The sequence below is a fragment of the Pseudomonas rossensis genome (genome assembly GCF_039888995.1).
GTDB classification, from domain to species: Bacteria; Pseudomonadota; Gammaproteobacteria; order Pseudomonadales; family Pseudomonadaceae; genus Aquipseudomonas; species Aquipseudomonas rossensis.
Genome location: NZ_JBBWCB010000014.1, coordinates 26,493 through 52,363, shown reverse-complemented (window position 1 = coordinate 52,363; position 25,871 = coordinate 26,493). Strand labels below are relative to the sequence as shown.

Here is a 25,871-nt window from a genome sequence, read left to right as displayed (position 1 = left end):
GCGCTTGATGAATGTAGTTGAAGGGGTGCAGAGATCAGGCCAAGGGAGACCAAAGACAAACGTTCTTCAAATCAGCCAGTTGCGAAAAACGTGATAGCACCGTGCCTGCTTGATTCTGCACGACAAGGGTTTCAACTCTGGCATTTTGCACGACTGACGCTCATCCCTGACTCGCACCCACCCCAAACCGTGTCCGGTAATCACTCGGCGCCAACCCGGTAATCTTCTTGAAGGTCACCCGAAAGGCACTCGGATCCTGATAACCCACCGTCCAGGCAATGTGATCGATGGTGCCGTTGGTGAACTCCAGCATTTCCCGGGCCTTGCCGACCCGCAGGTGCTGGCAGTACTCAGTGGGTTTGAGTCCGGTTGCCGCACGAAATCGACGCAGGAACGTGCGCTCTTCCAGCCCTGCCCGCTCGGCCATCGTTGCCAGCGACACATCGGTCGCTCCGGTGCTCTGCAGCCAATGCTGGACCTTGAGAATCGAAGCATCTCCATGGCTGAGAATGGGTGAAAAATTGCTGCCGCATTCACTTGCGCTGTCACTGTGTTCCACCACCAAAAACCGCGCGGTGCTGGTGGCGATGCTCGGCCCCAGCAGGCGGTTGACCAGGCGCAAGCCCAGTTCGGACCAGGCCATCAGCCCGGCGGTGGTGATCAGGTCGCCGTCGTCAACGATGGGGGTGTCGGCCTTGAGGTTGATCGCCGGGTAACGCTCGGCGAAGGCTTTGGCCGAGGTCCAGTGAGTGGTGGCGCTGCGACCGTCGAGCAGGCCACTTTCGGCCAACAGAATCGACCCCACACAAACCCCGCCGAGTGTCGCGCCATTGGCGTGTTGCTGTCGCAACCAGCGAATCAGCCCCTGCGGTGCCTGGCCTTCGGAAAAACCGGCAATCGACGGCGGGATCAACACCGCCACCAACGCGCCGTCCGCCGCGGGATGACTGTCATAGACCCGCCCGGGCGTCTGATCCCCATCAACCTGCCAATGGCTGACCCGCAGCAACGGCAACTGCGCCGCCTGATGCTCGGCGGCAATCCGGTTCGCCACCCCGAACAAGTCCGTCAACCCATGCACCGCCGCCATCTGCGCACCGGGATAGATCAGTACGCCCAGCTCGGCGATTGGCCTTTCTGCGTCCATTGTCAGTTTTCCCCCTTCTATTGTCGGTGCGGCCAATCCTCGGACGGCCTGCCAGACCCAATACTTCATTCCACACCCAGCAAGCACTTCGAGGAAACATTCATGGCCAAGCAAGCACTCATCGTAGTCGATATCCAAAACGACTACTTCCCCCAAGGCAAGTGGCCGCTGGTCGGCGCCGACGCCGCCGCGGACAACGCCGTATGGTTGATCAAAGCCTTCCGCGATGCGGGTGATTCGGTGGTGCACATCCGCCACGAATTCACCTCCGACGAAGCGCCCTTCTTCACGCCGGGCTCCGAGGGCGCGAAGCTGCACCCCAAAGTCCTGAATCGCGCCGATGAGCCTGTGGTGCTCAAGCATTTCGTCAACTCGTTCCGTGAAACACAACTGAAATCGATCCTCGACGAACAAGGCATCAAGGAACTGGTGGTCGTCGGCAGCATGAGCCACATGTGTGTCGATGGCATCACCCGCGCCGCCGCGGACTTTGGCTACAGCGTCACCGTGATTCACGACGCCTGCGCCTCTCGCGACCTGGAATTCAACGGCGTCACGGTGCCCGCCGCCCACGTTCACGCCGCCTTTATGTCGGCCCTGGGCTTCGCCTATGCCAGCGTGGTGTCCACCAACGACTTCCTGGCAGCCACTCACTAAAAGATTTTTTGTCGAGCCTCACAATTCGACGTCCCGTAAACCGAAAGGCCAGTAGCGTTCGCACGTTACTGGCCTTCTTACTTATGGCGCCTGCCCGCCCGTCAAAAAATCTCACGCGTGAGCTATTGAGGACAGTAAAAAATGCCTATAGTGTTTCTCACGCGTGAGTTTTTCAAAGCGAGGTCAGCACCATGAACAGCAGCTCTCCACCAGATCCGTCTTCCGGATCTGTCACCGATTCAGCGAGCCGCAAGGGAGAGCGCTTGAAACCATCCGCGAAAAAACCATCGAGCTTTTACATGAAGCAGATGCGCGCGGGCCTGGGTGCCGCCGGTTATGTGAAACACGAGACTTGGGTGCTTCCCGAAAACCGAAGCCTGCTCAAGCAGATGGAGAAACAGCTACGCCAACCGATTCTGGCTGGCTCATTCATGTCGGAGAATTACATGAGCGCAGGTAATAACTGGAACATCGATCGCCTCTTTAGCGCCCTTCAGGCCCTGGACGAAGTGGTTTCGAACGACATCACTCTTTCTCTCGTTCAAGGCTCCGAGTCCAGCATCAAGCTGGAAATGAACGATTTCGGTGGCTTGCCGATTTACATCGCGGTCGTTGGCGAGCAAATCATCGTCGACACCGTGCTGGTGGACGTCGAGTCGATCAAGGACGTACCGGCCTTCAACGATGCCGTACTGCGCAGCCGGGAAATGTTCCCGCTGTCCTCGATCGGTATCGAGTCCATGCCCAACGGGCAGGTCGTTTACAACATGTTCGGCGCGCTGAGCTCCGACTCCAGCCTGACCAACATCGTGACCGAGGTCAAAACCCTCGTCGACAACGTGCAGCGCGCCAGCGAAGCCTTTGAACGTTTCTTCAATTAATTATTCGGGAATAGGAAATATCCAATGACTCAGTCCATCTGGAGCAAATTGTTCACCGCGCTGCGCGGCGGTGCCAATGAAGTCGGAGAATCGATCGTCGACCAACAGGCCCTGCGCATCCTCGACCAGGAAATTCGCGATGCTGACAGCGCCCTGGCCAACGCCAAGCGCGAGCTGGTCACCATCATGGCCAAACATAAACTGTCGGCTGACCGCGTCAGCGAGTACAACGCCAAGATCAAGGACCTGGAGTCCAAGGCGATGGCCGCGATCCAGGCCAACCGTGAAGATCTGGCAATGGAAGTGGCCGAAGCCATTTCGACCCTGACCAATGAACTGGACGTCGAGCAAAAGCAGGCCACCGAATTCGGCGGTTACGCTGACAACATGCGTAAAGACATCACCAAGGCCGAAAACCGCATCAAAAGCCTGCGTCAGCAAGTAGACATGGCCAAGGCTCGCGAAAGCGTACAAAAAGCCCAGGTCAGCGCTTCGATCGCCAGTGGCGGCGCCAACGGCAAGCTGGAAACCGCCGTCGGTACGTTGAACCGCCTGCAGGCCAAGCAGCAGCAACGCGCCGCTGAACTGGAAGCCCAGGACGAACTGGCCGATGCTTCGACCGGCACCGACCTGGAGCGCAAGCTTCGCGAAGCCGGTATCACGCCGAACGAAGGCAGCGCCAATGCGATTCTGGAACGCCTGAAGCAAAAGTCGGCCGAGTAACCGGCCCTGCGCTGATGCCTGGCACTTAACCTGTGGGAGCGAGCTTGCTCGCCCCCACATGGGTTGTGTTGCTTCTCAGCCAATTGGTTGCCCTTCTTTTTTGTCGAGTCGAGGTCAAGGATGGATGCCCTGAAGGGTTTCAAGACAATCGCCGGCGTGGCGATTTTCATGGTCGCGTTACAAGTGCTCAACGCCGTGACCGGCTATAGCTTTCTGGCATTTGGCCTGGTCCCGCGGACACTCTACGGACTGCCCGGCATCCTCACTTCGCCTTTCCTTCACGCGTCTTTCGCGCACCTAAGCGCGAACCTGATTCCCTTTTTGATCCTCGGCACGCTGGTCATCATTGACGGGCTCAACCGCTTTATCGCCGTCAGCGCGATCATCATTGTTCTGGGCGGTTTGCTGGTCTGGCTGTTCGGCTTTTCCGGCGTGCACATCGGCGCCAGCGGCTGGGTGTTTGGGCTGTGGGCGTACATCCTGTCCCGCGCCTGGTTCCAGCACAGTTGGGGCAATCTGATCACCGCCGTGGTCGTCGCCTTGTTGTATGGCGGGCTGGTCTTTGGCTTCCTGCCTCGCCAGGGGGTTTCCTTCGAAGGACATATCTTTGGCGCGTTCGCCGGATTTATTGCAGCGAAGGTACTTTTATCTGCGCCCCGCAGCAGGTTTAATGCCGCCCGGTAACCGCACCTGAGCGCTCAGACGCCGAAGCGATTACATCGCCAGGAACGGTACCCCCACGGAGTCAGGGACGAAATGTCGATTTTTCTTTTATTACGCGTGTACGCCGCGACGTTCTTCCACCGGTTCGGCTGGGCAGGTCTGGCCATTGCCTTGGGCGTACACCTGACCACCGCCTGGCTGGGGCTGGTGTTTCTGGGCGAACAACACCTCACCGCCCCCGCCACGTTTACCTACTTCTATCTCACCACCACACTCACTGTCGGCTACGGCGATCTCGCGCCACAGACATCGGCGGGACGAATTTTCGTGGCAACCTGGGTCATGCTCGGGGGCATTGCGCTGCTGACGGCAGCCATCGGCAAAACCACCAGCAGCGTCATCGATGCATGGAGAAAAGGCATGAAGGGCAAAGGCGATTACACCGGCAAGGTCGGCCATACGGTTCTCATCGGCTGGGAAGGCGCGTCCAGCGAACGGGTCATTGAATTGTTGCTTCAGGACGAAACCTCCAACGACAACCTGATCGTCATTTGCGATTGCACCCTTGAAGAAAACCCGATGCCGGGCAAAGCGAGCTTCATCAAAGGTGAAAGCCTGTCCTCTGTGGCGTTATTACTGCGCGCCGGCGTTCCGGCTGCCGAACGCGTTCTGGTGCGAACCCATTCAGACGACCTGACCCTGGCCACCGTGCTGGCGGTCAATCAACTGAAGCCTGTCGGGCATGTGGTCGCCCACTTCAATGACAGTGAAGTCGCTGCGCTCGCCAGCGCCTACGCGCCCAGCCTGGAATGCACCTCAAGCATGGCCATCGAGATGCTGGTGCGCGCCTCTCAGGATCCGGGCTCGTCAGTGGTCATCAATGAACTGCTGTGCGTCGGCCAAGGCGCCACCCAATACCTGATGAAACTGCCCGAGGCCTTCGAAGCCACGTTCGGCGATCTGTACGCGCAGATGAAAGAGCACCACAACGCCACCCTTATCGGCTATCGCGCCAAAGGCGCCCGACAACCGTCGATCAACCCGCCCAGCACCACGCACGTTGAGGGCGGCGAACTCTTCTACATCGCCTCCACTCGCCTCAAGGAAATCTCCAATGGGATGGTTTAAACATTTGATGGGGCTTGAGGCCCCGAAAGCGAATACCGAATCGAAATGGACAGCCAGCGAAACCCTGCCCACCACCGGTCCGCTGGGCCTGGCATTGGGCAAGGGCGTGATGTTCGACACTTCCCTGAGATTGTTGCTCGACGGCAACACCACGGTGACGATCCCGGGCTCCCAACAGATCTGGAGCAATGGCACCGTCGATCTAGGGCAGTCGACCTGGCTGTCGCGCTACTACATGAACGACGAAGACTACTGGCTGCAGGTGCACACCACCGGCGACATCGCCGGGCAGGTCGAGTCGGTGATCCTGTTCAACTACCTCAGTTACATCACCATCAGCAGTGAAGCGGAGCTGCGTCGTCTGGCCGGCCCGCAAAGCCTGATCGGGCTGCCGACCTACACCCACAACGGCGTCGAATACACCCGCGAATGGGGCACCGAAAACGGCCAGACAGAACTGGTGACGCTGAGCGAACAGCTGAAAAATCCGGATGAGTCCTACAGCATCGAACACCGTTCGATGCTGTACGCCCGCGAAACCGGCCTGACCGATCGCCGGGAGTTCCTGTTGTTTTCCGTCGAAGAAGACGCCGAAGGCACCATCAGCTTGAGCACATCGCTGGGCATTTCGCTGTACACCACCGACCTGAACACTATTTAAAAGGAAGAAGTCCATGCTCGAAGCGCTCTCCATCTCCCTGAACAAAGCCGCCGTGCTCGGCTTCGTTTCGTACATCCTCGGCGCCGCCGTGCTGTTCGCGCTGTTCCAGTTCATCTACACCCGCATCACCCCGCACAAGGAATTCGAACTGATCCGTTCGGGCAACGTGGCGGCCGCAATCGCTTTGGGGGGCGCCATCATCGGTTTCGCTATTCCGGCCAGCAATGTGATTGCCTACTCGATCAGCATCCTCGACTTCGTCGTCTGGGCAGTGATCGCGGCCCTCGTTCAACTGCTGGCGTTTCTGGTGACCAGCCTGGTGCTCAAAGGCACCTCTGAGCGCATCAAAAAAGGTGAAATCGCTGCCGGCATCTACGTGGCAGCCGTGGCCATCAGCGTCGGCATGTTGAACGCCGCGTGCATGACCCCTTCCCAGAACTGATTGCGCCCGGAGATCCCGATGAAACGAAGCAAGTACGTTCAGCTTTCGCTGGCAGCGTCGGTCGCCATGGCGATATCAGGCTGCGGGCCGACGGAAAAAACCTACGCGGTGCAGAAGAAGTACAACTTCCAGTCCGTTCAGCAGTGTGCCGATGAAAAGCTTCCGGTGGACGTCTGCTCGGACGCCTACATGACGGCCATGGCCGAGCATCGCCGCATTGCGCCGGTTTACGACAACCAGGCCGATTGCGATGCCGACTTTGTCGCCGACTGGTGCCAGCAGGATTCCGCCGGCAAGTTCATCCCCAAGCTGGGCGGTTTCGAACTGACCGCCGATGGCCAGGTGACGCAATCCCAGGTGGACGCGGCCAAGGCGCAGTTACCTGCCTCGGAAGCGGCGAACAGTGGGGGCTCGGGTTTCTCCACCAGCAGCCTTTTGACCGGCCTGCTGATCGGCAACATGCTGAGCAGCAACCGCAACAGCTACTACTCCGAGCCGGTTTACCGTTATCGCGATGATCGCGGAAATTACGGTTCATCAACGCTCAACCAGCGGATTTCAAAGGGCTCGACGTTTACCAAGTCCAATCAGGCGAGGTACGGCAGCAGCAACTACGCCGACTCGGTCCGTTCTTCCACCAGCAAGCCGGTTTCCGCTGCCTCGTCCACCTCCCGTGGCGGCTTCGGCAGCAAGGCCAGCGCACGCAGCGGCTGGGGCGGCGGCGGCGGTTCGAGCAGTTAAGGAAACCGGACCATGAAGAAAATCCATTGCACAGAGCGTCCTGACTGGAAACAGACGGCCGAGAATCTCGGCTTTCTGTTCCATACCATCGACGACGAACCCTATTGGGACGAGAGCGCCTATTACCAGTTCACGCTCAAACAGATCGAGAACGATCTCGAAGACCCGACCACCGAGATTCATGAGATGTGCATGGACCTGGTGGCCCGTGTGGTTCAGAGCGAAGAGCTGCTGGAACGCCTGAGCATCCCCGCGCCTTTCTTCGACATGATTCGCACGTCATGGCTCGAAGGTCACCCGCACCTGTACGGGCGCATGGACTTCTCCTACAACGGCACCGGGCCCGCCAAGTTGCTGGAACTCAACTACGACACGCCGACCAGCCTGTATGAGGCCGCGGCGTTTCAGTGGGGCTGGCTGGAGCAATGCATCGAGCGCGGCTTGCTGCCCAAGCATGCCGACCAGTTCAACAGCATCGACACCAAACTGCATCAGGCCTTTGCTCAACTGCAGCTCAAGCAGCCGTTCTATTTCGCCTCGATGAAAGACTCGGTCGAAGACAAAGGCACCACTGACTATCTGCGCCTGATCGCGGAAAAGGTTGGTATCGAATCACGGCACATTGATCTCGAAGACATCGGCCTCACCAGTGACGGACGCTTCGTCGACCTTGAAGATCGCTGGATTCCCCACCTGTTCAAGCTGCATGCCTGGGAGTTCATCTTCCACGAGCCGTTTGGTGCAGCGATTGCGCAGAGTGATACGCAGTTTTTCGAACCGGCCTGGAAATCCATCATCTCCAACAAAGGCATCCTGCCGCTGTTGTGGGAGTTCAACAAAGGTCATCCGAATTTGCTTGCGGCACACCTGGATACCGATCCGGGCAAAGCCGTGCCGAAAGGCTGGGTGCGCAAGCCGTTCTTCTCGCGGGAAGGGGCCAATATCGAGCTGCAAACCGCTGACGGTCTGATCGTGAAAGAGGACGGCCCCTACACCGATGCGCCGTTTATCCTTCAGGAATTCGCGCCGCTGCCGCAGTTCGGCGACAGCTTTACTTTGATTGGTTCCTGGGTCATCGGCGATCAAGCGGCGGGGATCGGCGTGCGTGAGGACAACAGCTTGATCACCAAGGATTCGAGCCGGTTCTTGCCGCATCTGATACTCGACTGACCCCTCCATCGCCCACTAAAAAGGCCCGGTGTGGACATATCGACAGACGCCCGCAAGACTTATGGCTGAAATGCCGGATAATGGCCGCCAAATCGTCTAGCCGTTATTCTGGTAATCCCCCATGGAAATCAAGGTCAACTTTCTCGACAACCTTCGGCTTGAAGCCAAGTTCGATGACTTCACGGTGGTGGCCGATCAACCTATCCGCTACAAAGGCGATGGCTCGGCACCGGGTCCGTTCGACTACTTCCTGGCGTCGTCGGCGTTGTGTGCCGCCTACTTTGTGAAGTTGTATTGCAGCACGCGCAATATCCCCACCGATAACATCCGCCTGTCGCAGAACAATATTGTTGACCCGGAAAACCGTTACAACCAGATTTTCAAGATCCAGGTCGAGCTACCGGCGGACATCTCCGACAAGGACCGCCAGGGCATCCTGCGCTCCATCGATCGCTGCACCGTGAAAAAAGTGGTGCAAGCCGGGCCTGAGTTTGTGATCGAAGAAGTGGAAAACCTCGACGCCGACGCCCAGGCGTTGTTGATGCCTGCTTCCAGTTCAGCGGCTGGCACCTATATCGCGGGCAAAGACCTGCCGCTGGAGCAGACCATCGCCAATATGTCAGCCATTCTGGCTGACCTGGGCATGAAGATTGAAATCGCTTCGTGGCGCAATATCGTTCCCAATGTGTGGTCGCTGCACATCCGCGACGCGCACTCGCCGATGTGCTTCACCAATGGCAAGGGTGCGACCAAAGAAGGCGCGTTAGCGTCGGCGCTGGGCGAGTTTATCGAGCGACTCAACTGCAACTTCTTCTACAACGACCAGTTCTGGGGCGAAGACGTCGCCAACGCGCCGTTTGTGCATTACCCGGACGAACGCTGGTTCAAGCCTGGCCGTAAAGATGAACTGCCGGCCGAAATACTCGACGCCCACTGCCTGAAGATTTACAACCGCGACGGCGAGTTGCGTGGTTCCCACCTGATCGACACCAACTCGGGCAATGAAGAGCGCGGCATCTGCTCGCTGCCATACGTGCGCCAGTCGGACGGCGAAGTGGTGTATTTCCCATCCAACCTGATTGAAAACCTGTTCCTGAGCAACGGCATGAGTGCCGGCAACACGCTGGCCGAAGCCCAGGTGCAGTGCCTGTCGGAGATCTTCGAGCGTGCGGTAAAACGCGAAATCATCGAAGGTGAATTTGCACTGCCGGATGTGCCCGCCGATGTGCTGGCGAAGTACCCCGGGATTCTGGCCGGTATTCAGGCGCTGGAAGAGCAAGGGTTCCCCGTATTGGTGAAGGATGCATCCCTGGGCGGTGAATTCCCGGTGATGTGCGTCACGTTGATGAACCCGCGTACCGGCGGTGTGTTCGCCTCTTTCGGCGCGCACCCGAGCCTGGAAGTGGCGCTGGAGCGCAGCCTGACCGAATTGCTCCAGGGCCGCAGCTTCGAAGGCCTCAACGACTTGCCCCAGCCGACGTTTGAAGGCCATGCGGTGACCGAGCCAAATAACTTCGTCGAGCACTTCATCGACTCCAGCGGCGTGGTGTCGTGGCGCTTCTTCAGCTCCAAGTCCGATTACGAATTCGTGGAGTGGGACTTCTCCGGCCAGGGTGAAAACTCGAATGCCGAAGAAGCCGCGACCTTGTTCGGCATTCTCGAAGGCATGGGCAAGGAAGTGTACATGGCGGTCTACGAGCATATCGGCGCGACGGCATGCCGCATCCTGGTGCCGGACTATTCGGAAATCTATCCCGTGGACGACCTGATCTGGGATAACACCAACAAAGCGCTGTTCTTCCGCGCCGATATCCTGAACCTGCATCGCCTCGACGACGACGAACTGCAAGCGCTGGTTGAGCGCCTGGTGGAAAGTGAGCTGGATGACTACACCGACATCACCTCCCTGATCGGCATCGAATTTGACGACAATACGGCCTGGGGTCAGCTGACGATCCTGGAGTTGAAGCTGCTGATTTATCTCGCCTTGCAGCAATTTGAAGAGGCGAAAGAGGCAGTGGAGATGTTCCTGCAGTACAACGACAACACGGTTGAGCGCGGCTTGTTCTACCAAGCCGTCAACGCGGTGCTGGAGATGAAGCTGGACGAAGACCTGGAACTGGAAGACTACGAGGCCAATTTCCGCCGGATGTTTGGCAACGAACGAATGGATGCAGTGATCGGCTCGGTCGATGGCAGCGTGCGCTTTCATGGTTTGACGCCGACCAGCATGAAACTGGAGGGCCTCGACCGGCACCTGCGGTTGATCGACAGCTACAAGAAACTGCACTCGGCACGGGCCAATGTGAGCGCTTTATCCCGTTAAACAGCGCCAACAAAAAAGCGAAGCCAGATGGCTTCGCTTTTTTTGTTTACGGTTCTGAAAAAGCTGCGGATCAGAACGGGATATCGTCATCAAAGCTGTCGAAATCCGGAGCCGGCTGAGGAGCGGCCTGCTGCTGTGGAGCTGGGCGCGACTGTTGCGGTGCTGCCGATTGCTGCGGACGCGGAGCCTGTTGGCGAGGGGCCGGGGCGGACTGCTGGTAGTTATTGCCCCCGCCTTGTTGGTCGCCCTGCTGTGGACGGCCGCCCAGCAGCTGCATGGTGCCTTGCATGTCGACCACGATTTCAGTGGTGTAACGCTTGATACCGTCTTTTTCCCACTCGCGGGTCTGCAGCTTGCCTTCGATGTAGACCTGCGAACCTTTACGCAGGTACTCGCCGGCGATCTCTGCAACTTTGCCGAACATCGACACACGGTGCCATTCGGTCTTCTCGACCTTCTGACCAGTTTGCTTGTCGGTCCACTGTTCGCTGGTCGCCAGACTCAGGTTGGTCACGGCGTTACCGTTAGGCAAGTAGCGAACTTCGGGATCCTGGCCGCAAGTGCCGACCAATATGACTTTGTTAACCCCACGGGCCATAACGTTCTCCTAGGCTACGCACGCTGCCCCGGCCGGGTTGTTCACCAGGCGCTCAAGGGTGGTGCGATCCAATAGTTCTGTGTCCAATTTGATGTAAATCGCCGCTTCATCTTCGACGATCACTGCATCTGTTACCCCTACGACGGCCTTCAGGCGCTCGACCAGACCCGCTTCGCGGATCGCCTCGGGCGACAACGGCAAGCGCAGGCTCGTCACGTAGGGAGGTTCGCGCATGGTAACAGCAAAGGCCAGCCAGAGGGCAGCCAGACCGGCGCATCCAAGGAACACAACCGACAGACCGCCATGCTGGAACAACCAGCCGCCAAGGATGCCGCCCAGTGCCGAACCGAGGAACTGGCTGGTGGAATAAACCCCCATCGCCGTACCCTTGCCGCCTGCCGGTGACACCTTGCTGATCAGCGATGGCAAGGAAGCTTCCAGCAAGTTGAACGCGGTAAAGAACACCACCGTCCCGATCACCAGAGCCCGCAAGCTATCGCCGAACTGCCAGAAGAATAGCTCAGTGAGCATCAGCGTCGCGACGGCGCCGAGTAAAACTCGTTTCATTTTGCGTTTCTTCTCGCCGTAGATAATGAACGGGATCATGGCGAAGAAGGAGATCAGCAGCGCAGTGAGGTAGACCCACCAGTGCTGTTCTTTGGGCAGCCCGGCTTTTTCGACCAGCGCCAAAGGCAATGCAACGAAGCTAGACATCAACATCGCGTGCAACACAAAAATGCCCAGGTCCAGACGCAGCAGGTCCGGGTGCTTGAGCGTCGGTATCAGCGCCTGGCGCGCGACGCCGGATTCGCGATGCTGCAACGGGCCGTTGGCTCGCGGCACCATGAACATCACAATCACGATGCCAAACAGCGCCATGCCGCCCGTGGCGAGGAACAACCCGGACAGACCGAAGGCGCGAGTCAGCAACGGCCCTACAACCATCGCGACAGCGAACGACAGACCGATCGTCATGCCGATCATGGCCATGGCTTTGGTCCGATGCTGTTCGCGGGTCAGGTCTGACAGCAACGCCATCACCGCCGCGGAAATCGCCCCGCCGCCTTGCAGGATTCGTCCGGCGATCACGCCCCAGATCGAATCGGCATTGGCTGCCAGCACGCTTCCCAGGGCGAAAATGATCAATCCGAGATAGATCACCGGACGGCGGCCGATGCGGTCGGATATGAAACCGAAAGGAATCTGGAAAATCGCCTGGGTCAGGCCGTAAGCGCCAATCGCCAGCCCGATGAGGGCCGGGGTCGCTCCTGCCAGATCCATCCCATAGGTCGCCAGTACCGGCAACACCATGAACATGCCAAGCATACGGAAGGCGAACACCAGGGCCAGACCGCTTGCTGCGCGGGTCTCACTGCCACTCATGCGTTCGCTGTGGGGATCGTGCATGGAAAAACCTCATGTGAACCGGCGGCGATTCTACCAGTCCCATCGATTGACGGGGTATATCGCGACGCTTTGACGCGCTCTGCTGACAGAGTCTTCATGTAAGGCTGCAACCCGCTCATTCGATAGTGTGCATCCATCCAGTATTTGGCCGTATACTCCTACGTTTTCGACGCCCGCCGAGCGAGGCCACTTTGGACAAGATCCTGATTCGTGGGGCCCGAACCCACAACCTGAAGAACATCGACCTGACCCTGCCACGGGACAAACTGATCGTCATCACCGGCCTGTCCGGATCCGGCAAATCGTCCCTGGCGTTTGACACTCTGTATGCCGAAGGCCAGCGCCGCTACGTCGAATCGCTGTCGGCGTACGCCCGGCAATTTTTGTCGATGATGGAAAAACCTGACGTCGACACCATAGAAGGATTGTCGCCAGCCATTTCCATCGAACAGAAGTCGACCTCGCACAACCCGCGCTCAACGGTCGGCACCATCACCGAAATCTACGACTATCTGCGCCTGCTTTACGCTCGCGTGGGTATTCCGCGCTGCCCGGATCACGACATTCCGCTGGAAGCCCAGACCGTCAGCCAAATGGTCGACCTGGTCCTCGCCCAACCGGAGGGCAGCAAGCTTATGCTGTTAGCGCCGGTGATCCGCGAGCGTAAAGGCGAACACCTTTCTGTCTTCGAAGAACTGCGCGCCCAAGGCTTTGTGCGAGCCAGGGTCAACGGCAGGCTCTGTGAACTGGACGAATTGCCGAAGCTGGATAAGCAGAAGAAGCACTCGATCGATGTGGTGGTCGACCGCTTCAAGGTGCGCGCCGACCTGCAACAGCGCCTGGCCGAGTCGTTCGAGACTGCTTTGAAGCTCGCGGACGGCATCGCCCTGGTCGCGCCGATGGACGACGAGCCCGGCGAAGAAATCATCTTCTCCGCGCGCTTCGCCTGCCCGATTTGCGGCCATGCCATCAGCGAGCTGGAACCCAAGCTGTTCTCCTTCAACAACCCGGCCGGCGCTTGCCCGACGTGTGATGGCCTGGGTGTTAAGCAGTTCTTCGACATCAAGCGATTGGTGAATGGTGAACTGACGCTGGCCGAGGGCGCGATTCGTGGCTGGGACCGGCGCAACGTCTATTACTTCCAGATGCTCGGGTCGTTGGCTTCACACTACAAGTTCAGCCTTGAAGTACCGTTCAACGATCTGCCGGTCGATCAGCAGAAGTTCATCTTGCACGGCAGCGGGTCGCAGAACGTCGACTTCAAGTACCTGAACGACCGTGGCGACATCGTCAAACGCTCGCACCCGTTCGAAGGCATCGTGCCGAATCTGGAACGTCGCTACCGCGAAACCGAGTCGGCTTCGGTGCGTGAAGAGCTGACCAAGTTCCTCAGCACACAACCTTGCCCGGATTGCCGTGGTACTCGCCTGCGTCGTGAAGCCCGGCATGTGTGGGTTGGCGAGAAGACGCTGCCGGCGGTGACCAATCTGCCGATTGGCGATGCCTGTGAGTACTTCGGTGTTCTGAAACTTACTGGCCGTCGCGGTGAAATTGCCGACAAGATTCTCAAAGAGATTCGCGAGCGACTGCAGTTCCTGGTCAACGTTGGCCTGGACTATTTGTCACTGGATCGCAGTGCGGACACGTTGTCCGGTGGTGAAGCGCAGCGTATCCGTCTGGCCAGCCAGATCGGCGCAGGCCTGGTTGGCGTTCTGTACATTCTCGACGAACCGTCGATTGGTTTGCACCAGCGGGACAACGATCGGCTGCTCGGCACCCTCAAGCACCTGCGGGACATCGGCAACACGGTGATCGTGGTCGAGCACGATGAAGATGCGATTCGTCTGGCCGACTACGTCGTGGACATCGGTCCGGGCGCAGGTGTACACGGCGGGCATATCGTCGCCGAAGGTACGCCGGCCGAGGTTATGGCTCATCCCGATTCGCTGACCGGCAAATATCTGTCTGGGCGGGTGAAGATTGCCGTTCCGGCCAAACGAACGCCCCGTAACAAGAAGTTGTCGCTTTCCCTCAAGGGCGCTCGCGGCAACAACTTGCGCAATGTCGATCTGGACATTCCAATTGGTCTGCTGACTTGCGTCACCGGCGTGTCCGGCTCGGGCAAATCGACGCTGATCAACAACACGCTGTTTCCTTTGAGCGCCACGGCACTCAACGGTGCAACGACGCTTGAAGCGGCTGCTCACGACAGCATTAAAGGTCTGGAGCATCTGGATAAGGTTGTCGACATCGACCAGAGCCCGATCGGTCGAACGCCACGCTCCAACCCGGCGACCTACACCGGGCTGTTCACACCGATTCGCGAACTGTTCGCCGGTGTGCCGGAGTCCCGCTCCCGCGGTTATGGTCCTGGGCGCTTCTCCTTCAACGTGAAGGGCGGACGTTGCGAAGCTTGTCAGGGCGATGGCCTGATCAAGGTGGAAATGCACTTCCTGCCGGACATCTATGTCCCATGCGACGTCTGCAAGAGCAAGCGCTACAACCGCGAGACTCTGGAGATCAAGTACAAGGGCAAGAACATCCACGAAACCCTCGAGATGACGATCGAGGAAGCGCGAGTGTTCTTCGACGCGGTTCCGGCCCTGGCGCGCAAGCTTCAGACGTTGATGGATGTCGGCCTTTCGTACATTAAGCTCGGGCAGTCAGCGACCACGCTGTCGGGTGGTGAAGCCCAGCGGGTGAAGCTGTCCCGCGAACTGTCCAAGCGCGATACCGGCAAGACGCTGTATATCCTTGATGAGCCGACCACTGGCCTGCACTTCGCGGATATCCAGCAACTGCTCGACGTACTGCATCGATTGCGCGACCACGGCAACACCGTGGTGGTGATCGAGCACAACCTGGACGTTATCAAGACTGCCGACTGGTTGGTGGACCTGGGGCCGGAAGGCGGTTCCAAGGGCGGCCAGATCATTGCTGTCGGTACGCCGGAAGAAGTGTCGGAGATGAAGCAGTCTCACACCGGTTTCTACCTCAAGCCGCTGCTGGCTCGCGACAAGGCCTGAATCGGGCCCACGAAAAAGCCCCTGTCACCACATCGGTGACAGGGGCTTTTTTGTAGCCGGCGGAATCAGAACTGCGATTGCAGGTAATTCTCCAGACCGATCAGCTTGATCAGACCCAGCTGCTTCTCGAGCCAGTAGGTGTGATCTTCTTCGGTGTCGTTCAGCTGAATACGCAGCATCTCGCGGCTGACGTAGTCCTTGTGCAGCTCGCAGAGCTCGATGCCCTTACAGAGTGCGGCGCGGACTTTGTATTCCAGGCGCAGGTCCGCGGCGAGCATGTCAGGCACTGTGGTGCCGACATCCAGGTCGTCCGGACGCATGCGCGGCGTGCCTTCGAGCATGAGGATCCGGCGCATCAGGGCGTCAGCGTGCTGCGCCTCTTCTTCCATCTCGTGGTTGATACGTTCGTAGAGCTCGGTGAAACCCCAGTCCTCGTACATCCGCGAATGGATGAAATACTGATCACGCGCCGCCAGTTCGCCGGTCAGCAACGTGTTGAGGTAATCGATTACGTCTGGGTGGCCTTGCATCGCCCTACATCTCCCTGCTTGAAAGTCTGTAGTTTGAACCAAGCAGACTGTTTGGTCACTCTGCTTGCGCGATAAAAGCGAAGATATTCTGAGAAAAGTGGTTTAAATAACGCAAAAACCGCCCAAATGAGGGCGGTTCTGCTTCTCGTTTAGACTTCGTTAAGCTGTACGCCCAACGCCGTTGCGATTGCTTCTCCGTACGCCGAGTCGGCCCTGAAAAAATGCTGCAATTGACGATCAATCACATCGCTGGAAACCCCTGCCATGGCGCCGGCAATGTTGTTGATCAGCAGGGTTTTCTGCGCATCGCTCATCAGACGGAACAGCGCACCCGCGTGGCTGTAGTAGTCAGTATCTTCGCGATGATCGTAACGATCAGCTGCACCACTCAGCGCCAGCGCTGGCTCTGCATAGCGAGGCGCTTGTTTCGGCGATTCGATGTAGCTGTTCGGCTCGTAGTTAGGTGTCGCACCGCCATTGCTGCCAAACGCCATCGAACCGTCGCGCTGATAGCTGTTTACCGGGCTGCGAGGCGCGTTCACCGGCAGTTGCTGGTGGTTGGTGCCAATGCGGTAGCGGTGAGCGTCTGCGTAAGCGAACACTCGACCTTGCAACATGCGGTCAGGCGACAAACCGACACCCGGGACCATGTTGCTCGGCCCGAACGCCGCTTGCTCGACTTCAGCAAAGTAATTCTGCGGGTTGCGATTAAGCTCCAGCTCGCCCACTTCGATCAGCGGAAACTCTTTCTGCGACCAGGTCTTGGTCACGTCAAACGGGTTCTCGTAGTGCGCCGCGGCCTGTGCCTCCGTCATGATCTGGATGCACACGCGCCATTTCGGAAAATCACCGCGCTCGATCGCGCCGAACAGATCACGTTGCGCGTAATCCGGATCGGTACCGGCCAGGCGCGCCGCTTCTGTCGGTGCGAGGTTTTTGATCCCTTGCTTGGTCTTGTAGTGCCACTTCACCCAGTGACGCTCGCCACTGGCGTTGATCAGGCTGTAAGTGTGGCTGCCGAAGCCGTGCATGTGACGGTAGCCATCGGGGATGCCACGGTCCGAGAACAGAATGGTGACCTGGTGCAACGCCTCAGGTGAGTGTGACCAGAAGTCCCACATCATTTGCGCGCTTTTCAGATTGCTTTGCGGCAGACGTTTTTGGGTGTGAATAAAGTCCGGGAATTTCAGAGGGTCGCGAATGAAGAACACTGGTGTGTTGTTACCGACGATGTCCCAGTTACCTTCTTCGGTGTAGAACTTCAGGGCGAAACCACGTGGGTCACGCTCGGTATCAGCTGATCCGCGCTCGCCGCCCACGGTGGAAAACCTCAGAAAGGTTGGAGTTTGCTTGCCGACAGATTCAAACAGTTTGGCGCTGGTGTACTCGGTGATGTCCCGAGTTACGGTGAACGTACCGTAAGCACCCGAACCTTTGGCGTGTACACGGCGCTCAGGGATGTTTTCACGGTTGAAGTGGGCAAGCTTCTCGATCAGGTGAAAGTCGTCGAGCAGCAGCGGGCCACGAGGGCCGGCGGAGCGGGAATTCTGGTTATCAGCGACAGGAGCGCCACTGGCGGTGGTAAGTGTTTTATTTTGGCTCATGCGATGTCTTCCTCTGTCAGTCTTTCCTACTGCCGGCTAATCGGCTGAGAGGGAGTATTGACCATCAACATGACACCATCAAATTCATTAAATTGTGAGAATCGATAGATAAATACTAATGAGGCTTTATCGCCTAGGCTTTTCGAACGCGCACAAAAAACCGGGCACTAGGCCCGGTTCTTCGTTTCAGACTGACGTCTTACTCAGCGGATACAGCTTCACCACCGGCAGGACGATCAACCAACTCGACGTACGCCATAGGCGCGTTGTCGCCAGTGCGGAAACCGCACTTGAGGATGCGCAGGTAGCCACCCTCACGGGTAGCGTAACGCTTGCCCAGGTCGTTGAAGAGCTTACCAACGATAGCTTTCGAACGAGTACGGTCGAAAGCCAGACGGCGGTTAGCAAGGCTGTCTGTCTTGGCCAAAGTGATCAGCGGCTCAGCAACGCGACGCAGTTCTTTAGCTTTCGGCAGTGTAGTTTTGATCAGCTCGTGCTCGAACAGCGACACTGCCATGTTTTGAAACATGGCCTTGCGGTGCGAGCTAGTGCGGCTCAGGTGACGACCACTTTTACGATGACGCATGGTTCATTCCTTACCAAACACAACGTTCGGTGATTACGACGATCAGGCAGTCGCCTTGTCGTCCTTCTTAAGACTTGCAGGCGGCCAGTTGTCGAGGCGCATGCCGAGGGACAGACCGCGGGAGGCCAGAACGTCCTTGATTTCAGTCAAGGATTTCTTGCCAAGGTTCGGAGTCTTCAACAGCTCTACTTCGGTACGCTGAATCAGGTCACCGATGTAGTAGATGTTTTCCGCCTTAAGGCAGTTAGCCGAACGTACAGTCAGTTCCAGATCGTCAACCGGGCGAAGCAGGATCGGATCGATCTCGTCTTCCTGCTCGACAACCACTGGCTCACTGTCACCTTTGAGGTCGACGAACGCAGCCAACTGCTGTTGCAGAATGGTTGCAGCGCGGCGAATTGCCTCTTCAGGATCCAGAGTACCGTTGGTTTCCAGATCAATAACCAGCTTGTCCAGGTTAGTACGCTGTTCAACACGGGCGTTTTCCACCACGTATGCGATACGGCGAACCGGGCTGAACGAAGAGTCAAGCTGCAAGCGACCGATGCTGCGGCTTTCGTCTTCATCGCTCTGACGCGAGTCTGCCGGTTCATAACCACGACCACGAGCTACGGTGAGCTTCATGTTCAGGGCGCCGTTAGACGCCAGGTTAGCGATTACGTGATCGGGGTTAACGATCTCGACATCATGATCCAGCTGAATATCGGCAGCGGTAACCACCCCCGAACCCTTCTTCGACAAGGTCAGCGTAACTTCGTCACGGCCGTGCAGCTTGATAGCCAGACCTTTAAGGTTCAACAGGATTTCAATTACGTCTTCCTGTACACCTTCGATGGCGCTGTACTCATGGAGCACACCGTCAATCTCGGCCTCGACTACTGCGCAGCCGGGCATTGAGGACAACAGGATGCGGCGCAGCGCGTTGCCCAGGGTGTGGCCAAAACCACGCTCGAGAGGCTCGAGAGTGATCTTGGCGCGGGTTGGACTGACAACCTGCACATCAATATGGCGGGGTGTCAGGAACTCATTTACCGAAATCTGCATGGATGCACCTATTTTCTAGCCCTTACTTGGAGTAGAGCTCGACAATCAGGCTTTCGTTGATGTCGGCGGACAGATCACTGCGAGCTGGAACGTTCTTGAAAACGCCCGACTTCTTCTCAGTGTCTACTTCTACCCATTCTACGCGGCCACGTTGGGCACACAGATCGAGAGCTTGGACAATGCGAAGTTGGTTCTTTGCTTTCTCGCGAATCGCGACCACGTCACCAGCACGAACCTGGTACGACGGCACGTTTACGGTCTGACCGTTAACGCTTACGGATTTGTGCGATACCAGCTGACGGGATTCGGCACGAGTAGAGCCAAAACCCATACGGTATACAACGTTGTCCAGACGGCATTCGAGCAGTTGCAACAGGTTTTCGCCAGTTGCACCTTTCTTGCCAGCAGCTTCTTTGTAGTAGCCGCTGAATTGACGCTCGAGAACGCCGTAGATACGACGGACCTTCTGCTTTTCACGCAGTTGGGTGCCGTAATCGGACTGGCGACCGCGGCGTTGGCCGTGGATACCAGGTGCTGCTTCAATGTTGCACTTCGATTCGATCGCGCGCACGCCGCTCTTCAAGAAGAGATCGGTGCCTTCGCGACGAGCGAGTTTGCATTTTGGACCAATGTAACGAGCCATTCTTTACAATCTCCTGGATTACACGCGGCGCTTCTTCGGCGGACGGCACCCGTTGTGCGGGATTGGCGTCACGTCGGTGATGCTGGCGATCTTGTAGCCACAGCCGTTCAAAGCGCGGACTGCAGATTCACGACCTGGACCTGGACCTTTGACGTTGACGTCGAGGTTTTTCAGGCCGTATTCCAGCGCAGCTTGACCAGCACGTTCAGCAGCTACTTGAGCAGCAAACGGGGTGGACTTGCGGGAACCGCGGAAACCCGAACCACCGGAGGTAGCCCAGGAAAGAGCGTTGCCTTGACGGTCGGTGATGGTCACGATTGTGTTGTTAAAAGATGCATGGATGTGGGCGATGCCATCAACCACTGTCTTTTTAACTTTTTTACGAGGACGAGCAGCAGGTTTAGCCATGATTAATTTCCTGTCGATTCGCTGGGGCGATTACTTGCGGATCGGCTTACGCGGACCTTTACGGGTACGCGCGTTAGTCTTGGTACGCTGACCGCGCACTGGAAGACCACGACGATGACGCAGACCGCGATAGCAACCGAGGTCCATCAAACGCTTGATTTTCATGTTGATTTCGCGACGCAGGTCACCTTCAGTGGTGAACTTCGCCACTTCGCCACGCAGCTGTTCAATCTGCTCGTCGCTCAGATCTTTGATCTTTGCGGCTGGGTTTACCCCAGTCACTGCACAAATCTTCTGTGCAGTAGTGCGACCAACACCATAGATGTAGGTCAGCGAGATAACAGTATGCTTGTTATCTGGAATGTTAACGCCTGCAATACGGGCCATTCAGTGGGACTCCAATTGACAGCTACCTACGCCCCGGAAGCCAAGAAATAGGGCGCGAGATAATATCGCTGTAATAACAAATAATCAACCCGGCAGCGCACTAGCTGCCGGGCTTGAAGCACAATCACACTCAGCCTTGGCGCTGTTTGTGACGCGGTTCCGCGCTGCAAATTACTCGAACAACACCTTCGCGGCGAATAATCTTGCAGTTACGGCACAGCTTTTTCACCGATGCACGAACTTTCATCACCAACTCCTCGAACCTTATGGGTACTCAGCGCAACATGCCGCTGCCGTAACCCTTCAGGTTGGCTTTCTTCATCAGGGATTCGTACTGGTGCGAAACGAGGTGCGATTGTACTTGGGACATGAAGTCCATCACAACCACGACGACGATCAGCAACGAGGTCCCGCCAAGGTAGAACGGTACGTTTGCCGCAACCACCAGGAACTGGGGCAACAGGCACACGGCCGTCATATATAGAGCACCGAACAAGGTCAAACGAGTCAGCACGCCATCAATATAGCGCGCAGACTGCTCACCTGGACGGATACCCGGAATAAAGGCACCGGACTTCTTCAGGTTTTCCGCTACGTCTTTCGGATTGAACATCAACGCCGTATAGAAGAAGCAGAAGAAAATAATCCCTGCACTAAACAGCAGAATATTCAACGGCTGACCAGGAGCGATCGACTGCGAGATGTCCTGCAGCCAGCCCATACCTTCGGACTGACCAAACCAGGTCCCCAACGAAGCCGGGAACAGCAGAATGCTGCTCGCGAAAATGGCTGGAATAACACCAGCCATGTTCACTTTCAACGGCAAGTGGCTAGTCTGCGCAGCGAAGACCTTGCGGCCCTGCTGACGCTTGGCGTAATGAACAGCAATACGACGCTGACCACGCTCAATGAACACCACGAAACCGATAATCGCTACTGCCAACAAACCGATGGCAACCAAGGCGAAAATATTGATATCACCCTGACGCGCAGACTCGAAAGACTGCCCAATCGCCCTCGGAAGACCGGCGACGATACCTGCGAAAATCAACATCGAGATACCGTTGCCAACACCGCGCTCAGTAATCTGCTCACCCAGCCACATCATGAACATCGCACCAGCCACAAAAGTGGATACCGCGACGAAATGGAAGCCAAAGTCACCAGTGAACGAAACGCCCTGCCCTGCCAGACCAATGGACATGCCAATTGCCTGAACGAGAGCGAGAACAACAGTGCCGTAGCGGGTGTACTGGGCAATCTTACGACGACCAGCTTCACCTTCCTTCTTCAACTGCTCCAGCTGCGGGCTCACGGCGGTCATCAGCTGCATGATGATCGATGCCGAAATGTACGGCATGATCCCCAGTGCAAAGATGCTCATCCGCTCCAGCGCGCCGCCGGAAAACATGTTGAACAAGCTAAGAATGGTCCCCTCATTCTGTCGAAACAGGTCCGCGAGTCGGTCCGGGTTGATACCTGGAACCGGGATGTGTGCGCCTATTCGGTAGACGATAATCGCCAGGAACAGAAAACGCAGACGAGCCCAGAGTTCAGACATACCGCCTTTGCCGAGCGCAGAGAGAGCACCTTGCTTAGCCATTTATTCCTCGAACTTGCCGCCAGCTGCTTCGATAGCCGCACGCGCACCTTTGGTGGCGCCGATTCCCTTTCCGATGGTAACAGCGCGAGTAACTTCGCCGGACAGCATGATTTTCACACGCTGTACGTTGACGTTGATCACGTTGGCATCTTTCAGGGACTGCACGGTGACAATGTCGCCTTCCACTTTAGCCAGCTCGGACAAACGCACTTCTGCGCGATCCATGGCCTTCAGGGAAACGAAACCGAACTTCGGCAGGCGACGATGCAGCGGCTGTTGACCGCCTTCAAAGCCTGGAGCAATAGTGCCACCGGAGCGGGAGGACTGACCTTTGTGGCCACGGCCACCGGTCTTACCCAAACCACTACCGATACCACGGCCCGGACGATGCTTTTCGCGACGGGAACCCGGCGCTGGACTCAGATCATTGAGTTTCATCGATTAACCCTCGACACGCAGCATGTAGTAAGCCTTGTTGATCATCCCGCGATTCTCGGGAGTATCAAGTACTTCTACAGTGTGACCGATGCGACGCAGACCCAAACCCTTAACACACAGTTTGTGGTTAGGGATGCGGCCGGTCATGCTTTTGATCAGCGTAACTTTAACGGTAGCCATGATCAGAAGATCTCCTTGACGCTTTTGCCACGCTTGGCGGCAATGGATTCAGGAGACTGCATAGCTTTCAAACCCTTGAAAGTGGCGTGAACCACGTTTACCGGGTTAGTCGAGCCGTAGCACTTGGCCAGAACGTTCTGAACACCAGCAACTTCGAGGACAGCACGCATAGCGCCGCCAGCGATGATACCGGTACCTTCAGAAGCAGGCTGCATGTACACCTTCGAAGCGCCGTGAGCGGACTTCATTGCGTACTGCAGAGTGGTGCCGTTCAGGTCAACTTGGATCATGTTGCGGCGAGCAGCTTCCATTGCCTTCTGGATCGCAGCAGGCACTTCACGCGACTTGCCACGGCCGAAGCCAACACGCCCTTTACCATCACCAACCACGGTCAACGCGGTGAAAGTGAAGATACGGCCGCCTTTAACGGTTTTGGCTACGCGGTTAACTTGAACCAGCTTCTCGATGTAGCCTTCGTCGCGCTTTTGGTCGTTATTTGACATAACTTAGAACTCCAGCCCAGCTTCACGAGCAGCATCAGCCAGCGCCTTGACGCGGCCGTGGTACTTGAAGCCAGAGCGGTCGAAAGCCACCTGCGAGACGCCAGCGGCTTTTGCACGCGTAGCGACCAGCTGGCCAACCTTAGTGGCCGCGTCGATGTTGCCAGTGGCGCCATCACGCAGTTCTTTATCCAAAGTCGAGGCACTTGCCAGGACTTTGTTGCCGTCGGCCGAAATGACCTGGGCGTAGATGTGCTGCGACGAGCGGAACACGCAGAGACGCACGACTTCGAGTTCGTGCATTTTCAGGCGTGCTTTGCGAGCGCGACGCAGTCGAGTAACTTTTTTGTCGGTCATTTGCTATGCCCTACTTCTTCTTGGCTTCTTTACGACGGACGACTTCGTCCGCGTAGCGCACACCTTTGCCTTTGTACGGCTCTGGTGGACGGAAGTCGCGGATCTCGGCGGCCACTTGACCTACCAGCTGCTTATCGATGCCCTTGATCAGGATATCGGTCTGGCTAGGAGTCTCAGCGGTGATGCCTTCCGGCAGTTCATAATCCACTGGGTGCGAGAAGCCAAGAGCCAGGTTCAGCACTGTGCCTTTTGCTTGCGCTTTGTAACCAACACCGACCAGCTGGAGCTTGCGCTCGAAGCCTTGGCTTACGCCTTGGACCATGTTGTTTACCAACGCACGAGTGGTACCAGCCATTGCGCGAGTTTGTTGATCGCCATTGCGAGCAGCGAAACGCAGCTCACCAGCTTCTTCAACAATCTCAACGGACGAATGGATGTTCAGTTCGAGAGTGCCCTTGGCACCCTTCACCGAAAGCTGTTGGCCTGCGAATTTTACTTCGACACCGGCTGGCAGCTTAACGGGGTTCTTAGCGACGCGTGACATGCTTATCCCCCCTTAGAACACAGTGCAAAGAACTTCGCCGCCGACACCGGCAGCGCGCGCAGCACGATCCGTCATCACACCTTTGTTGGTGGAGACGATAGACACACCGAGACCGCCACGAACTTTTGGCAGATCATCGACGGACTTGTACTGACGCAGGCCTGGACGGCTAACGCGCTTCACTTCTTCGATGACCGGACGGCCTTCGAAGTACTTCAGCTCGATGGACAGCAGTGGTTTGATTTCGCTGCTGATCTGATAACCCGCAATGTAACCTTCGTCCTTCAGGACTTTGGCAACAGCTACCTTCAACGTAGAAGATGGCATGCTTACGACGGACTTTTCAGCCATCTGGGCATTACGGATTCGAGTTAGCATGTCCGCTAACGGGTCCTGCATACTCATGGGCTAGACGCTCCTAATACAAAAAAATTAGCCTTGCGGCTACTACTTGTCGCCGAGTGCATCCGTGCGAAAAAAGCACGGGCTCAGGCGAGCCGGGTATTCTAGACACACCCCACAAATGAATCAAGCCCCAATAGGGGCTTGATTCAAGTTCAAGGTCACCGGCGGTCAGGATCTTGCGATTCGGACCACCGAGACTTTGATCGTGCTTACCAGCTGGCTTTAACCAGACCAGGTACGTCACCACGCATAGCAGCTTCACGCAGTTTGTTACGGCCGAGGCCGAACTTGCGGTAAACGCCGTGTGGACGACCGGTCAGGCGGCAGCGGTTACGCATGCGCGAAGCGCTTGCGTCACGTGGCTGCTTCTGCAGAGCTACTGTAGCTTCCCAACGCGCTTCTGGACTTGCGTTCAGATCAACGATGATAGCTTTCAGTGCTGCACGCTTTTTGGCGTACTTGGCAACCGTGAGCTGACGCTTCAGCTCGCGGTTTTTCATGCTCATCTTGGCCATTTTCCTACTCCAATCAGTTGCGGAACGGGAATTTGAAAGCACGCAGCAGCGCGCGACCTTCATCATCGTTCTTGGCAGTGGTGGTCAGGGTAATGTCCAGACCGCGGAGAGCATCGATCTTGTCGTAGTCGATTTCCGGGAAGATGATCTGCTCTTTAACGCCCATGCTGTAGTTACCACGACCATCGAAGGACTTGGCATTCAGGCCGCGGAAGTCGCGGACCCGAGGCAGGGAGATCGACAGCAGACGATCCAGGAATTCGTACATACGCTCACGGCGCAGGGTCACTTTGACGCCGATCGGCCAACCTTCACGGACTTTAAAGCCAGCGATGGATTTCCGAGCGTAGGTCACAACGACTTTCTGGCCGGTGATCTTTTCCAGGTCAGCAACAGCGTGTTCGATGACTTTTTTGTCGCCGACCGCTTCGCCCAGACCCATGTTCAGGGTGATTTTGGTAACGCGTGGAACTTCCATCACGTTCGAAAGCTTAAGTTCTTCCTTAAGTTTCGGTGCGATTTCCTTCCAGTAAATCTCTTTTAGTCGTGCCATGGTC

General features: G+C 57.2%; 31 protein-coding genes. 11 read left to right on the top strand and 20 right to left on the bottom strand.

Annotation, left to right across the window (positions count from 1 at the left end):
* Positions 1 to 160 precede the first annotated feature (160 nt).
* Positions 161 to 1,147, bottom strand: a complete 987-nt coding sequence (locus WLY71_RS06555) for a GlxA family transcriptional regulator (RefSeq protein WP_347802924.1) — start codon at positions 1,145 to 1,147, stop codon at positions 161 to 163.
* A 102-nt stretch (positions 1,148 to 1,249) separates the two neighbouring features.
* Here WLY71_RS06555 and WLY71_RS06550 point away from each other — a divergent pair, with 102 nt between their 5' ends.
* From WLY71_RS06550 to WLY71_RS06505, 10 genes are all read left to right on the top strand, one after another.
* The gene (locus WLY71_RS06550; protein ID WP_347802923.1) at positions 1,250 to 1,804 is read left to right on the top strand and encodes a cysteine hydrolase family protein; all 555 of its coding nucleotides are present in this window, start codon (positions 1,250 to 1,252) and stop codon (positions 1,802 to 1,804) included.
* A 299-nt stretch (positions 1,805 to 2,103) separates the two neighbouring features.
* Positions 2,104 to 2,685, top strand: coding sequence for a YjfI family protein (locus WLY71_RS06545; protein WP_347802922.1), 582 nt, complete (start codon positions 2,104 to 2,106; stop codon positions 2,683 to 2,685).
* A gap of 24 nt (positions 2,686 to 2,709) precedes the next feature.
* Positions 2,710 to 3,408: a PspA/IM30 family protein gene (locus WLY71_RS06540; protein WP_347802921.1), complete on the top strand. Its 699-nt coding sequence runs from the start codon at positions 2,710 to 2,712 to the stop codon at positions 3,406 to 3,408.
* Positions 3,409 to 3,528: 120 nt separating this feature from the next.
* The gene (locus WLY71_RS06535; RefSeq protein WP_347802920.1) at positions 3,529 to 4,092 is read left to right on the top strand and encodes a rhomboid family intramembrane serine protease; all 564 of its coding nucleotides are present in this window, start codon (positions 3,529 to 3,531) and stop codon (positions 4,090 to 4,092) included.
* 72 nt (positions 4,093 to 4,164) lie between these two features.
* Complete coding sequence (locus WLY71_RS06530) at positions 4,165 to 5,199, top strand: ion channel (RefSeq protein WP_347802919.1); 1,035 nt, start codon at positions 4,165 to 4,167, stop codon at positions 5,197 to 5,199.
* Positions 5,186 to 5,860, top strand: a complete 675-nt coding sequence (locus WLY71_RS06525) for a DUF2491 family protein (protein ID WP_347802918.1) — start codon at positions 5,186 to 5,188, stop codon at positions 5,858 to 5,860. The genes WLY71_RS06530 and WLY71_RS06525 overlap by 14 nt, the downstream gene beginning before the upstream one ends.
* A 13-nt stretch (positions 5,861 to 5,873) precedes the next feature.
* Positions 5,874 to 6,302 (top strand): DUF350 domain-containing protein, encoded by a 429-nt coding sequence (locus WLY71_RS06520; protein WP_347802917.1) that lies wholly within the window; start codon positions 5,874 to 5,876, stop codon positions 6,300 to 6,302.
* Positions 6,303 to 6,320: 18 nt separating this feature from the next.
* Positions 6,321 to 7,043 carry a DUF1190 domain-containing protein gene (locus WLY71_RS06515; protein WP_347802916.1) on the top strand — a complete coding sequence of 241 codons (723 nt, stop codon included), beginning with the start codon at positions 6,321 to 6,323 and terminating at the stop codon, positions 7,041 to 7,043.
* Positions 7,044 to 7,055: 12 nt separating this feature from the next.
* A complete protein-coding gene (locus tag WLY71_RS06510) occupies positions 7,056 to 8,213 on the top strand; it encodes a glutathionylspermidine synthase family protein (protein WP_347802915.1) in 1,158 nt (385 codons plus the stop codon).
* Between the two features lie 121 nt (positions 8,214 to 8,334).
* On the top strand, positions 8,335 to 10,539 hold the full coding sequence (locus WLY71_RS06505; RefSeq protein WP_347802914.1) for an OsmC domain/YcaO domain-containing protein: 2,205 nt from the start codon (positions 8,335 to 8,337) through the stop codon (positions 10,537 to 10,539).
* A 70-nt stretch (positions 10,540 to 10,609) separates the two neighbouring features.
* Here WLY71_RS06505 and WLY71_RS06500 read toward each other — a convergent pair whose 3' ends face one another.
* Together WLY71_RS06500 and WLY71_RS06495 are read right to left on the bottom strand one after the other, a co-directional pair.
* Positions 10,610 to 11,137: a single-stranded DNA-binding protein gene (locus tag WLY71_RS06500; RefSeq protein WP_056743429.1), complete on the bottom strand. Its 528-nt coding sequence runs from the start codon at positions 11,135 to 11,137 to the stop codon at positions 10,610 to 10,612.
* Positions 11,138 to 11,146: 9 nt separating this feature from the next.
* Positions 11,147 to 12,544, bottom strand: a complete 1,398-nt coding sequence (locus tag WLY71_RS06495; protein WP_347802913.1) for an MFS transporter — start codon at positions 12,542 to 12,544, stop codon at positions 11,147 to 11,149.
* A gap of 191 nt (positions 12,545 to 12,735) precedes the next feature.
* On the opposite strand from WLY71_RS06495, the gene uvrA reads away from it, so the two are divergent.
* Positions 12,736 to 15,570, top strand: coding sequence for an excinuclease ABC subunit UvrA (uvrA, locus tag WLY71_RS06490; RefSeq protein WP_347802912.1), 2,835 nt, complete (start codon positions 12,736 to 12,738; stop codon positions 15,568 to 15,570).
* A gap of 65 nt (positions 15,571 to 15,635) precedes the next feature.
* Here uvrA and bfr read toward each other — a convergent pair whose 3' ends face one another.
* The 17 genes from bfr to rplE form a co-directional block, all read right to left on the bottom strand.
* Entirely contained in the window at positions 15,636 to 16,100 is a 465-nt protein-coding gene (gene bfr, locus WLY71_RS06485; protein WP_123365585.1) for a bacterioferritin, read from the bottom strand.
* 149 nt (positions 16,101 to 16,249) lie between these two features.
* Entirely contained in the window at positions 16,250 to 17,704 is a 1,455-nt protein-coding gene (locus WLY71_RS06480) for a catalase (RefSeq protein WP_347802911.1), read from the bottom strand.
* Positions 17,705 to 17,903: 199 nt separating this feature from the next.
* Positions 17,904 to 18,290, bottom strand: a complete 387-nt coding sequence (rplQ, locus tag WLY71_RS06475; RefSeq protein ID WP_008145500.1) for a 50S ribosomal protein L17 — start codon at positions 18,288 to 18,290, stop codon at positions 17,904 to 17,906.
* A gap of 42 nt (positions 18,291 to 18,332) precedes the next feature.
* Entirely contained in the window at positions 18,333 to 19,334 is a 1,002-nt protein-coding gene (locus WLY71_RS06470) for a DNA-directed RNA polymerase subunit alpha (protein WP_003186012.1), read from the bottom strand.
* Positions 19,335 to 19,356: 22 nt separating this feature from the next.
* The gene (gene rpsD, locus WLY71_RS06465) at positions 19,357 to 19,977 is read right to left on the bottom strand and encodes a 30S ribosomal protein S4 (RefSeq protein ID WP_003210056.1); all 621 of its coding nucleotides are present in this window, start codon (positions 19,975 to 19,977) and stop codon (positions 19,357 to 19,359) included.
* An 18-nt stretch (positions 19,978 to 19,995) separates the two neighbouring features.
* Entirely contained in the window at positions 19,996 to 20,385 is a 390-nt protein-coding gene (gene rpsK, locus WLY71_RS06460) for a 30S ribosomal protein S11 (RefSeq protein WP_002555466.1), read from the bottom strand.
* Between the two features lie 30 nt (positions 20,386 to 20,415).
* Positions 20,416 to 20,772 carry a 30S ribosomal protein S13 gene (rpsM, locus tag WLY71_RS06455; RefSeq protein ID WP_003186020.1) on the bottom strand — a complete coding sequence of 119 codons (357 nt, stop codon included), beginning with the start codon at positions 20,770 to 20,772 and terminating at the stop codon, positions 20,416 to 20,418.
* A gap of 130 nt (positions 20,773 to 20,902) precedes the next feature.
* Positions 20,903 to 21,019 (bottom strand): 50S ribosomal protein L36, encoded by a 117-nt coding sequence (gene rpmJ, locus WLY71_RS06450; RefSeq protein WP_002555468.1) that lies wholly within the window; start codon positions 21,017 to 21,019, stop codon positions 20,903 to 20,905.
* A 27-nt stretch (positions 21,020 to 21,046) separates the two neighbouring features.
* Positions 21,047 to 22,375 carry a preprotein translocase subunit SecY gene (gene secY / locus WLY71_RS06445; protein WP_008073883.1) on the bottom strand — a complete coding sequence of 443 codons (1,329 nt, stop codon included), beginning with the start codon at positions 22,373 to 22,375 and terminating at the stop codon, positions 21,047 to 21,049.
* Positions 22,376 to 22,813 (bottom strand): 50S ribosomal protein L15, encoded by a 438-nt coding sequence (gene rplO / locus WLY71_RS06440; protein WP_007896782.1) that lies wholly within the window; start codon positions 22,811 to 22,813, stop codon positions 22,376 to 22,378.
* 3 nt (positions 22,814 to 22,816) lie between these two features.
* Entirely contained in the window at positions 22,817 to 22,993 is a 177-nt protein-coding gene (rpmD, locus tag WLY71_RS06435; RefSeq protein WP_003186033.1) for a 50S ribosomal protein L30, read from the bottom strand.
* A gap of 2 nt (positions 22,994 to 22,995) precedes the next feature.
* Positions 22,996 to 23,496 carry a 30S ribosomal protein S5 gene (gene rpsE / locus WLY71_RS06430; protein ID WP_003186035.1) on the bottom strand — a complete coding sequence of 167 codons (501 nt, stop codon included), beginning with the start codon at positions 23,494 to 23,496 and terminating at the stop codon, positions 22,996 to 22,998.
* Positions 23,497 to 23,499: 3 nt separating this feature from the next.
* Positions 23,500 to 23,850, bottom strand: a complete 351-nt coding sequence (gene rplR, locus WLY71_RS06425) for a 50S ribosomal protein L18 (RefSeq protein ID WP_003186037.1) — start codon at positions 23,848 to 23,850, stop codon at positions 23,500 to 23,502.
* 10 nt (positions 23,851 to 23,860) lie between these two features.
* The gene (rplF, locus tag WLY71_RS06420; RefSeq protein ID WP_003176412.1) at positions 23,861 to 24,394 is read right to left on the bottom strand and encodes a 50S ribosomal protein L6; all 534 of its coding nucleotides are present in this window, start codon (positions 24,392 to 24,394) and stop codon (positions 23,861 to 23,863) included.
* 12 nt (positions 24,395 to 24,406) lie between these two features.
* Positions 24,407 to 24,799: a 30S ribosomal protein S8 gene (gene rpsH / locus WLY71_RS06415; RefSeq protein WP_003186040.1), complete on the bottom strand. Its 393-nt coding sequence runs from the start codon at positions 24,797 to 24,799 to the stop codon at positions 24,407 to 24,409.
* A 209-nt stretch (positions 24,800 to 25,008) separates the two neighbouring features.
* A complete protein-coding gene (gene rpsN / locus WLY71_RS06410) occupies positions 25,009 to 25,314 on the bottom strand; it encodes a 30S ribosomal protein S14 (protein WP_003176414.1) in 306 nt (101 codons plus the stop codon).
* 13 nt (positions 25,315 to 25,327) lie between these two features.
* Positions 25,328 to 25,867: a 50S ribosomal protein L5 gene (rplE, locus tag WLY71_RS06405; RefSeq protein WP_003176415.1), complete on the bottom strand. Its 540-nt coding sequence runs from the start codon at positions 25,865 to 25,867 to the stop codon at positions 25,328 to 25,330.
* Positions 25,868 to 25,871: the final 4 nt, after the last annotated feature.